The organism is Spirulina sp. CCY15215 (genome assembly GCF_016888125.1).
Lineage (GTDB): Bacteria > Cyanobacteriota > Cyanobacteriia > Cyanobacteriales > Spirulinaceae > CCY15215.
This window is the reverse complement of sequence record NZ_JACSWA010000443.1, coordinates 32,982-44,014: the sequence shown is the minus strand read 5'-3', so window position 1 is coordinate 44,014 and position 11,033 is coordinate 32,982. Positions and strand designations below refer to the sequence as shown.

Below are 11,033 nucleotides of genomic sequence, written 5' to 3'. Positions count from 1 at the left end.
GGGAGACCCATTGAATTTTAGAACACTCAAACAAGATTGGCTTGCAAACATTCCAGCCGATCTTCTCGCAGGAATGGTGGTCGCACTGGCTCTCATTCCCGAGGCGATCGCGCAGTATGCTGAAAATAACAATATTGATTTATTGATGATGGGTGCTTATGGCCATAAACGCATTCGCTATCTGGTTATTGGTAGCACAACGACCCAAATTTTGCGCCGTATCAATCTTCCCGTGTTGCTATTTCGATAGATAAATGAAACAACTTTCACTTTTTGAACCGATCTCATCTGGCGATCGCGAAACTTATCAATATATTGAAGGGGATATTCCTGTCGATCTACCAGAAAATACATTTATTTCTCTCGATCGCAAACCTCCTTTAAAAATCTACTCTCTTGGATTTCAACCCGCTAAATCTATTCCAGAAATTCCGCGTTGGTTTCTACAAAAATATGGGACTAAAAACTGTACAATCCTTGAACCTTTTGCTGGTTCTGGAACAACAATTCTAGAAACTTTACGTTATGGCGCATCGGTTTATTGGTTGGATTATAATCCACATAGTCGGTTAATTTGTCAAGTGAAAACAACACAATTTAATCTTGCTGAAGTCCAAGAAGTTAGTTTAAATATTCTTAAAAATGCAGGCGATCGCAAAACTGCCCCTGAAACCGTACAATTTTCCAATCGAGATTTTTGGTTTCAACAACCTGTTCAAGAGGGGTTAGAAATTCTCAAAGAATCTATTCATTTAGCTGCTAAAACTATTCAACCCCTTCTCTGGCTTGTTTTTGCCGCTACTGTTAGAAAGACATCAGATATGAATGATGGTATGATTTTAGCGGCAAAACGTTCTCATGTAAAAGATATCCCCCAGCGTTCTCGTGAAGATACATTTAAGTATTTTAAATTTTATTTAGATAAAACCTTAGAAGCGATTGGAGAATGGCAATATTTGTTAAATTATCCTTTGGAGCGTGCCAAACAATTATCTTGCAAAGATGCTAAGAAAATTAGCGGAAATTTTCCGATCGATGCGATTATTACATCTCCACCATATATTAATGCAATTGATTATATTTGGGCGTGCAAATTTGAATTACATTGGTTGGATTTAGTCAAAACAAATAAAGAACGATTAGATTTGTATTCTTGTGAAATTGGTACGGAAAGAATTGTTAAACAAGAATATCAAGCATTAGGTCATACAGGTTATATTCCCCTCGATCGCCTAATTGAAGAAATTTATACAGGACAGAAATATAAAGCGAGTAAAGGGCAAAATCAACTAAGGGCAAGAGTCGTATATAAATACTTTATAGAGATGAAAGAGCATTTTCAAAGTTGTTTTACTCATCTTAATTCTGGCGGATATTATTGTTTTGCGATCGGTCACGTTAGTAAAATTTGCGGGGTCGAAATTCCTGTAGCCGATCTTTTAACAGATTTAGCTCTAGAGATTGGATTTAAGAAAGAGTTTTCCTTTCATCTGTTATTAAAAAATCGCCGACTCAATTTGCCTAGAAATGTCGATTGGGCAGGGACTATTAAATATGATACTGTTGTTGTTTTAAGCAAAGGAGAGCAATGAGTTCCAAGGAGATAGAAAATTCATTAGAAACTATTCTAACCAAATATAGTGAATCTTTCTCAGAGAAAGTTTTTAGCGAACAATCTTCAGCAGAGGACGATCTAATGCGTGTTTTTGGTTTAACCCAAGAAATGAAAAATAATAACCGTCAGTACTGGGGGAGAGAACTAGGTGCGTGTTGGGAACGTCTGGTTAAAGAATTATGTCAATTAACTTGCGATCGCTTTTGGATCATTGCGATCGAGTCCAAACAAGCAGCTTTTTCCCTTGAAGCTGGCAGATCGCAGTTACTGACCTATATGCTGGCAAACCCCCATCGCGATCGCCCCACCTATGGTTTATTGACTAATGGAAATAGCTTCCTCTTTGTCAAGCTAATGAGACGAAATACTCCTCAGTACGCTTTATCTCGCTTGTTCTACCTTTTCAATCCAAGCAACGATTTGTATAGCGTTTTGAGTGTATTAAAGCACTTAGCTGAAGGCGATCGCAATATCATTCCTAGAAATGGCATTTAAAGCGCGATCGCAATTCTTCCAAACAACAAAAAGCCCCTTCTATGGATTGGCGATCGCTTCCGTAGAGACGTTAAATGGGTGCATCTCTACAGAATAAACGCGAACAAAATGCGATCGCAATTATTCCGAACTTGTTGTCTCTAAAATCCCTTGAGTCAACTTATCGGGAACTTCTTGTAAATGGTCGTACTCCCAGTGGAAGAAACCCACTCCCAAAGTTAAAGATCGCAACTCAATAATAAAATTGTGCATCTCCGCTTGAGGCAAATAAGCCGTCACCTCATCCCAATGCTGCCAACCCGAGAGAGACTCATAACCGAGGATTTGTCCTCGTCGTCCCGACACCAACTGCAACACCTTCGAGGTAAAATTGGCAGGAGCCGCAACTTTAACCGCTAAAATAGGCTCCAATAAGATCGGTTCGCACTTCTGCATCCCCTCCGTCATAGCAATGCGTGCTGCTTGTTTAAAGGCTTGTTCGGAACTATCCACCGCATGATAAGAACCATTGCTCAAATTGACCGACACATCGACCACTGGAAATCCTAACGGACCCTTTGCCAGATAATCTCGTACTCCCGTTTCCACCCCAGGAATGTACTGTTTGGGAATGACACCCCCAACAATCGTATCACTAAACTGAAAGCCTTCTCCTCTTTGTAAGGGTTTGATCTCTAAAAAGACATCTCCAAAGGCACCATGACCGCCGCTTTGGTGCTTATAGCGTCCGTGGGAAAGGGTCGTTTTGCGAATAGTTTCTTTGTAGGGGATGCGAGGGAGATGGGTACTCATGGGGAGATTATACTTGCGACGCAAGCGATCCAGGGAAACTTGTAAATGAATTTCCCCTTGACCCCAAAGAATAATCTCGCGAGTATCCCCATGTTGTTCCCAATGCAGAGATGGGTCTTCTTCTAGCAATTTACTCACAGCACTGCTGAGTTTGACTTCATCTTTGCGTCGTTCGGGATTAATGGCAAGGGCGTAAACTGGTGCGATTTTTGCGGCGGTGGGTAAGGTTTGCGTATCTTGGCCGCTGCTGAGAGTATCTCCGGTTTGAATCCCTTCCATGCGGGCGATCGCCACAATTTCCCCGACAGTTGCATCATTGACGGACTCTTGTTGCTGTCCCATGAGGCGATAGAGTCCCCCCACCCGCACGCCATTGAGAAGCATCCCATCGCTTAATTTACCCTGCCAAACCCGTGCTAGGGAAAGTTTACCCCCTTGAGGAGTGTAATAGGTTTTCAGGACTTGAGCGAGGGCATCCCCCTCAGCAACGGGTTCGAGTCCCCGCCGTCGCGCCGTAATGCCAGGATCCGGGGCTTCTTTCACTAAGGCATCCAGGAGAGGGCGCACCCCGTAATCTCGTTCAGCTATCCCGAGAAACACGGGAACGATCGTATCTGCACTTAAGTTCTGTTTCAGGTCTTGGAGAATTTCAGCTTGAGGCGGATTGATTTCTTCGAGGAGTTCTTCCAAAAGATGGTCGTTAAAATCGGCAAGGGTTTCCAGCATTTCATCCCGTGCAGCTTTTTCCTCTTCTTGAAGATGTTCGGGTAAGGGGACGGGATCGGCGGGACTGCCAGGATGATAGTGATAAGCCTGTTCGCTCACTAAGTCAATATAACCCACCAGTTCCTCTTGTTGGCGAATGGGATATTGTTGCGGGATCAGAGGACGACTGGAGACAACTTTCAGGGCGTGGAGAATGTCCATAAAGCTATCTTTGGAGCGATCGAGCTTATTCACGAAAACGAGGTGAGGGATTTCCCAATCGTCGAGAAATTTGAATAAGGGTGCTAAAATGAGAACTTTGTCGGCAACGGCTTCACAGACGACGATCGCGGCTCCGGCTCCCACCAGGGCATTATAAGTTTCTTGGGTAAATTCGATCGATCCAGGACAGTCGAGAAAGGTGAAGTGAATATCTTGGTAGTCGCTGCTGGCTACGGAAATTTCGACACTCATGGCGCGATCGCGGGCTTCGGGAGAGCTATCTCCAACAGTATTGCCATCTTTGATGCTTCCCTTACGCGCAACCGCGCCCATCACCGAGAGAAGGCTTTCCAGGAGGGTTGTTTTACCGCAGGAGTAAGGTCCGACGATGGCAACATTACGGGCGCGGTCTAATATCTGTTTCATAAGGTTAAGTCAGGTTAAAAAACGCTACATTTTATTATGAGATGTTGGGAGTTTATGATTTGTTGTTAGCGATCGCAACATCAATTTTCGTTGCGATCGCTAGAATCGCATCTAACGTCAGTTATCTCTGAATTGAGATTAATCTATATTTGACTCTTCATAGCCGGGGTTTTCATCCGCGAGACGAGGGCAGCCATCTATGAAGCTGTCGGGGTCGCTGATAGAGTCGAGTTGATCATCTAACTCTCCGTTAAAGGAGCGTCGGCATTGATCCTCTGTTGATATACCTAGAATCTCGCCACAATCTTCTATAAAGTAGGGATTGTCTTTAGCTTCAGGATAAAGGGTTATCGCCTCTTGGCAGTGCTGTGCAAGTTGGGGATCAAACTGTGCTGAAGCCGATTGTACATTGAAATTTACAGCCACTAAAATCGCTAAAACAGCCGTCATCAAAAGAGTCATTAATCGTTTCATCAATTTTTCCAAAGTTGAGTTGAGCAACATTTTTGAAGGGGACAATTTGAATAGTTAAATACTCAAACTCCCAATATTTAAAGTAGCCTTTTAGGTAGGAGATACAAGTAAAATCCAGATTTTTTTAATAAACTTAGGTGTTAGAGTAAGTTTTTTCTTGTTAACTGAAGGATAGATTTACAAATTTGAGATGCACTCTGCAATTGAATGTCTCTACTTTAAATCCAAAAGTCCTTTTTCTTTAAGTTTGGCATTAAAGCGCATTTCCATATCTGTATTTCTGGTTTGTTTGAGTTTCTCTTTCAGTTCTGCTTCAACTCTTCTGGCAACTATTTTCAGCAATTTTATTTGATTTTTATCTTCACTCTTCCCATAAGTTTCTTTCTCTTCTTCGGTCATGGCAATTTTAGCATCAATTGGATCATTCCATGCTGTTTGTTCCGAGCCATTTCCTGGGGGAATCTCGCCATTTTCGGCGATCCAAGCGCCTCGAATATCTTCTAAAATCGTGCGACTGGGACGTTCAATTGTTTGATATTTGAGCCAGTAACAGAATTCTGGCTTGCGGATTAAATGTTGTTTTAAACCCAGATAAATATCGCGGGAATAGGCGACGACTTGCATCTTTTTGTCGCGATCGAAGACCGCATAAACGCCTATTTTTTTCTGCAATTCTTCGGAAATCTGACCACTTTCATCTAAATAGGGAAAATATTCTAAACTCGCCAAAGTGGGAATATCGGTCTGAGATGTCATAGGGACTTTAAAGTTAATGTTCGTTTCGCCATCATACCGGAGAGTGAGGGTTAGCGGGCAAGTTACGATCGCGGCTTTGCAACAATATTTAATATTTTGGGAGCGTGGAGTAAAAATGAGGAAAAATTAAGAACTTAGCGGGTGCCAGAAGGAAGCGTCATGGCTGGAAATCCGCGATCGGGAGGGGTATAACCCACTTGCTCTTGTTGAGTGTCCTTGGAACTTTGAATGGGAGCATTAACCGCATAATTCCTAGCGTATAGCAATTGTGCAATCAGTAAGAAAGCGATAACCCCAGTAAATGCAAAGAGTAAATTTTTCATCTCGAACCCTGTATAACTCGTTATCCTAACTATCGGACAGGTTCGAGAAAATTACCGCGATCGCAACCCTGACAATGGGTGATGTTTACCGAAACAATGAGTGATGGTTTCGGAATATCTGGGTGATGGTGCAAGGGAATATCTCGTGACAATTATTCTGAGGTTAAGCGATCGCGATCGCAAAGGGGTCTAACCCATCAGATTCATCTCGAGGTATTTCTCAACTGATTTTGCTTTTTAAGGGGGATGGGAGGGTACGGTCTAGTCATTTCAATATTCCCACTGACTCTAGACTACAAGCAAATTAAGGAAAAACTTGCGATCGCAGCCTCGTGTCTGGTGTGATTTTTTTCTGGCGCTGTCGTGATGTAATCCGGATAACAGTGCGATCTCGCTCACAAATCTATGATCGATAGTTGATGATCTATTCTCCAAGTTTGCATTCTTTGTAAGACGCGATCGCCTAAATCGGGAACCAGTGCATCAAACCATTCTATTTCAGGGTAGGCGCGAAACCAAGTGCGCTGACGTTTGGCGAATTGGCAGGTATGTACTATGGTCAATTCTTTGGCTTTGTCGAGGGAAATTTCACCCAGAAGATATTGTTTGATTTCTGCATATCCCAAGGTTTCTAATAAGGGTAAATCCCAACCGTATTTATGACCAAGTTTCTCTACTTCAGATATTAATCCTAGATCGAGCATTTGTTGGGTGCGCTGACTAATTCGGTCTTTGAGGCGATCGCGATCGCAGTCCAAGCCAATTTGCAAAATGGGATAATCTGGGGGATTTTCTCCTTGTAGGGAGGAGATCGGTTTTCCTGTCACATAAAATACTTCTAATGCTCTTAAAGTACGGGTGTTATCATTGGGATGGATTTTTTCGGCGGCGATCGCGTCAACTTGGCGCAAAAACTCATAAAGTTGCTTTTGTCCCAGGGTCGCCAAATTCTCTCGCAAGGAGGAATGGGGGGAGACGCGGGGAATTTTTAACCCTTTCACGATGGCTTTAAGATAGAGTCCGGTTCCTCCAACTAGAAAGGGAGTCTGGGAAGAGTGCGCGATCGCGGTTTGTGCCTGTGCTTGATATTCCGCTAGAGTTAGGGTTTCTCTCGGGTCGCAAATATCGATGAGGGCGTGGGGAATGCGTTCTCGCTCTGCTAGGGTGGGTTTAGCGGTGCCAATATCGAACTCTCGGTAAATTTGTCGAGAATCCGCACTAATAATTATAGAGTGCCAATGTTGTGCTAGAAAAAGTGCTAAACTCGATTTTCCCGTCGCTGTCGCACCACAAATGACAATTAAACCGCGATCGTTTGTCATTTTTTTAATTTAATAAAGGGTTTGGAGACCAAACCCCTACGAGGGTTTGGAGACCAAACCCCTACGATGCTAATTGAACGGGTTCGGGAATTTTTTCTGGGGTTGCTTTCTCTTTTACTGCCAAAAATTCAGCCAATTGTTCTTCAATTTCATCCCGCACAATTTCACGATACTCGATAAAATGTTCGAGATTCGCACAGGTCGTAAGATAAGAAAGAAAAACACCGGGATTTTTTTGCAGAAGTAAAAAGATTTGTTGCCAAAATTGAACGCGAGTATTGCGTTTAATCCCTTGTCGCCAGACAATAATCGCTAAAGCACGCAATGCCATTAATTCTGGTATTTTGAATTTCTTTTTATGGGGTTTCGGCTTCATTTGCAGATGATGCCGATAGACCCGTCCTAAATAACGATGGGGTTCATATAGTTCCCAAAAACAGCGCACGTATTCTCGCGCTAAGTCTTCAATGGGACGGGTGGGAATAAAGTTCATTAAATTGGTTTGATTTCCCGCAACCTCATTGGTTTCTGCCAATAAGCGACCTTCGTTTTGCAATCGCGTCCAGAGTGCTGTATTTGGTAGCGCTTGTAGCATACTAAACATGGCAAAAGGAATCGCCGTCTCTTCTACAAAATGAATAATGCGATCGCCAGCACCGGGTTTTTCGCCATCAAAGCCAATAATAAACCCAGCCATCACTCGCAAGCCAACGCGATTGATTTTCATGACCGCTTCAATGAGAGAGTCACGGGTATTTTGGAACTTCTTCGTCATTTCCAAACTGTCTGTATCTGGGGTTTCAATCCCTAGGAATACAGAGCTAAAATTGGCAGCCATCATCAACTCTAAAAGCTCATCATCCTGAGCCAAATCTACCGATGCTTCGGTAATCAAAGTAAAAGGATAATCATGCTCTTTCATCCAAGGTGCTAACTCTTTTAAGAGTAATTTCACATTGCGTTTATTGCCAATGAAATTATCATCTACTACAAAAACAGAATAGTGCCAACCCAGATCGTAGAGTGTTTGCAATTCTGCTAACAATTGTGCAGGGTTTTTGGTGCGGGGCTTGCGTCCGTAGAGAACAATGATATCACAAAACTCACATTGAAAAGGACAGCCTCGGGAAAACTGCACCGACATATCGGTATAAGCGGTCAAATCTAACAGATCGTAACGGGGGATCGGTGTTGTGGTTACGTCGGGTTTCTCCCCATTAGAACGGAAAATCCCCGAGGTTTCGCCTCTTTCTAGGGCTTCCACGAAAAGCGGGAGGGTGATTTCTCCTTCGTCCAAAATGAGGAAGTCTATCCCCGCTTTTTGGGCATATTCCGGGGTAGAAGTGACGGAGGGCCCCCCTGCTGCGACGGGGATACCTCGGCGCTTGGCTTCCGCGATCAGGTGCAGCATATCCGCTTTCTGCACGATCATACCTGAGAGAATGACTAAATCAGCCCATTCCCAATCAGCTTCGGTTTCTGGGACAACATTGCGATCGACCAGACGAAATTCCCAGGTTTGCGGTAAAATAGCCGCGACTGTAACTAAACCGAGGGGAGGAAGAGAGACTTTGCGACCAATGAGTTCTACCGCTTTGTCAAAAGACCAAAAAGATTTGGGAAAGAGCGGATATATAAGTAAAACTCGTAACTTTTTCATAAAAAAAATTTTTTGATTTGCAAGTTTGACAGCTTAACAAGAGTATCTACATAGTAGATTAGCACGGATAAAATTTTACCTAAAATTTTATCGTAAAATTTTACATCGATAAAAAATTGACAAAAACCAAAAAAAATGACCTCCAATCAATTTCAGATTAAGCCGGTTAATACATCTACAGAACGAAAGATTTTTTTAGATGTTCCCGAGATTGTTTATCGCAATGACCCGAACTGGGTAGCGCCTCTTCGTGAAAGTGTGGCCAAACAGTTAGCCGAGGACAATCCTTTTTCTCAGTATGGAGAATTTCAGGCTTTTATTGCACTTTCTCAGCCATCGGGAGAACCTTTAGGGCGCATTGTTGCGGCTATTAATCGGCGTTTGCTCGATCGCGAGGCTGAAAAAGTTGGCTTATTTGGTTATTTTGAATGCGTTGAGGATTTTGAGGTGGCGCGATCGCTTTTCGAGACGGCTTGTCAGTGGTTGCGCGATCGCGGTATGACGGTGGTGAGGGGACCGATCGATCTTTCTACTCATAATAATTGTTTATTTTTGGTGGATGGTTTTGACTCTCCTCCTGTGATGATGATGCCTTACAATCCTCCCTATTATCCTGAATTTGTTGAAAGGGCGGGTTGGCAAAAGGCAAAGGATGCTTATGCTTACAGTTTGCCTCTTGACAAACCGTTAGATTATAAGTACGAAAAAGGCTACAATATTGCTCGCAAATCTGGGGTTACTTTCCGCAATTTGCGAACGAAAGGAGAGGCTTTTGAGGAAGATGTGCGGGGTCTTTATCGTCTTTTTACCACTGCTTTTAGCCATAATTGGAGTTCTTCTGCCCGCACTGAAGAAGAGTTTATGGCAGAGGCTAAGGACCTGCAACAGTTGGCAGATCCTGATATTTTTATTATTGCTGAAGATGGGGAGAAAATGGTAGGTTTATTTATGTGTTTGCCGAATTACAATATTGCTCTTAAGCACGTTAATGGCAGGCTGAATTTTTGGGGAATTCTCAAGTTTCTCTGGTATCGTCGTAAAATCAGGACGACTCGCACGATCGCGATCGGTTCTCTTCCCGAATATCGCCGCAAAATGGTATCTTTAGGGTTAATTTATTTGGGGATGAAAGGAGGAACAGAGAAGAAAAAACCCTATGTTTGGTCGGAACTCTCCTGGGTTTGGGAAGATAATTCTCCTTCGCGAAAAATCATTGAAGCGACGGGGGCAAAGATATATAAAACTTATCGAGTTTATGAGAAAGAATTATGAAAGCATTGGTAACAGGGGCAAACGGATTTACGGGATCGCATTTGGTCAAATTACTCTGCGATCGCGGTTATCAAGTTAAAGGTTTGGTTCGCAAGTCAAGCGATCTATCGCGTTTAAAAGATTGCGATCTTGAACTGGTTTATGGGGATATTTGCGATCGCGATATTTTGAAGTCAGCAATGGAAGAGATAGACCTCGTTTTTCACCTGGCTGCTTATGTGGAATTGGGATTAGTGGATGAAGCGAAAATGGAGCGAGTTAATGTTGAAGGCACTCGTGCTATTTTGGAGGTATCGAAAACATCTGGAATCTCAAAGATGGTCTATTGCAGTACGATTGGAGTCTATGGAGATACGGGAGGAGAAATTATTGATGAAACATTTCAACGACAACAAGAGAATTTTTCCTCAGCTTACGATCGCACGAAATATCAAGCACAAGAATTAGTGGATGAATTTTATCAGCAGGGTTTACCCGTTGTTAGTCTAATGCCTTCGGGAATTTTTGGAGCCGACGATCCCCATTTTGGACCGGTGTTGCAACTCTTTTGTCAGGGAAAGTTGAAATTTTGGGTGGGAGGCGATCGCATTACGGGTATCGTTCATGTAGACGATCTGGTAGAAGCAATGGTTTTAGCCGCAGAAAAGAGCCAATCAGGAGAGCATTATATTATTTCCACGGGGGAACTCAAAACGAGGGAAATGTTCGCCTTGCTGGGTCAAAAAACGGGCATTCCCACACCTCAAGAACTACCGGAGTTTTTGGTAAGGGCGATCGGCAATATTCTCGATCCGATCGGACGCTTATTTGCTTGGAATCCTCCCATTAGCAAAGAAAGAGTCCATTATCTTTACGATCGCTGCGTTCGCATTGATAGTAGCAAAGCACGCAAAGAGTTAGGATGGCAACCCCGTTCCCTTAAAGAAACTTTATATGATTCAATTTAGTCATTAATAGGAAAAGAAATCCCC

General features: G+C 43.0%; 10 protein-coding genes and 1 pseudogene. 5 read left to right on the top strand and 6 right to left on the bottom strand.

The window, feature by feature from the left end:
* Positions 1-100 precede the first annotated feature (100 nt).
* From JUI58_RS27755 to JUI58_RS13665, 3 genes and pseudogenes are all read left to right on the top strand, one after another.
* A pseudogene (locus JUI58_RS27755) lies at positions 101-250 on the top strand (universal stress protein); the annotation flags it as partial.
* Between the two features lie 4 nt (positions 251-254).
* Complete coding sequence (locus JUI58_RS13670) at positions 255-1,592, top strand: hypothetical protein (RefSeq protein ID WP_204104354.1); 1,338 nt, start codon at positions 255-257, stop codon at positions 1,590-1,592.
* Positions 1,589-2,110 carry a hypothetical protein gene (locus JUI58_RS13665; protein ID WP_204104353.1) on the top strand — a complete coding sequence of 174 codons (522 nt, stop codon included), beginning with the start codon at positions 1,589-1,591 and terminating at the stop codon, positions 2,108-2,110. Before JUI58_RS13670 ends, JUI58_RS13665 begins: the two co-directional genes overlap by 4 nt.
* 120 nt (positions 2,111-2,230) lie before the next feature.
* Here the strand turns inward: JUI58_RS13665 and JUI58_RS13660 are convergent, their stop codons facing one another.
* From JUI58_RS13660 to JUI58_RS13635, 6 genes are all read right to left on the bottom strand, one after another.
* Entirely contained in the window at positions 2,231-4,255 is a 2,025-nt protein-coding gene (locus tag JUI58_RS13660) for an elongation factor G (protein ID WP_204104352.1), read from the bottom strand.
* Positions 4,256-4,393: 138 nt separating this feature from the next.
* Positions 4,394-4,759 (bottom strand): hypothetical protein, encoded by a 366-nt coding sequence (locus JUI58_RS13655; protein WP_204104351.1) that lies wholly within the window; start codon positions 4,757-4,759, stop codon positions 4,394-4,396.
* 183 nt (positions 4,760-4,942) lie between these two features.
* Positions 4,943-5,485: a GIY-YIG nuclease family protein gene (locus tag JUI58_RS13650; RefSeq protein WP_204104350.1), complete on the bottom strand. Its 543-nt coding sequence runs from the start codon at positions 5,483-5,485 to the stop codon at positions 4,943-4,945.
* 134 nt (positions 5,486-5,619) lie between these two features.
* A complete protein-coding gene (locus JUI58_RS13645) occupies positions 5,620-5,808 on the bottom strand; it encodes a hypothetical protein (RefSeq protein ID WP_204104349.1) in 189 nt (62 codons plus the stop codon).
* 395 nt (positions 5,809-6,203) lie between these two features.
* A complete protein-coding gene (gene miaA, locus JUI58_RS13640) occupies positions 6,204-7,130 on the bottom strand; it encodes a tRNA (adenosine(37)-N6)-dimethylallyltransferase MiaA (protein ID WP_204104348.1) in 927 nt (308 codons plus the stop codon).
* A gap of 61 nt (positions 7,131-7,191) precedes the next feature.
* Positions 7,192-8,790, bottom strand: coding sequence for a B12-binding domain-containing radical SAM protein (locus JUI58_RS13635; RefSeq protein WP_204104347.1), 1,599 nt, complete (start codon positions 8,788-8,790; stop codon positions 7,192-7,194).
* A gap of 135 nt (positions 8,791-8,925) precedes the next feature.
* Between JUI58_RS13635 and JUI58_RS13630 the strand changes: the two genes are divergently transcribed.
* Together JUI58_RS13630 and JUI58_RS13625 are read left to right on the top strand one after the other, a co-directional pair.
* Positions 8,926-10,062 (top strand): hypothetical protein, encoded by a 1,137-nt coding sequence (locus JUI58_RS13630; RefSeq protein WP_204104346.1) that lies wholly within the window; start codon positions 8,926-8,928, stop codon positions 10,060-10,062.
* A complete protein-coding gene (locus JUI58_RS13625) occupies positions 10,059-11,009 on the top strand; it encodes an NAD-dependent epimerase/dehydratase family protein (protein ID WP_204104345.1) in 951 nt (316 codons plus the stop codon). Before JUI58_RS13630 ends, JUI58_RS13625 begins: the two co-directional genes overlap by 4 nt.
* The last annotated feature ends 24 nt before the right edge of the window (positions 11,010-11,033 follow it).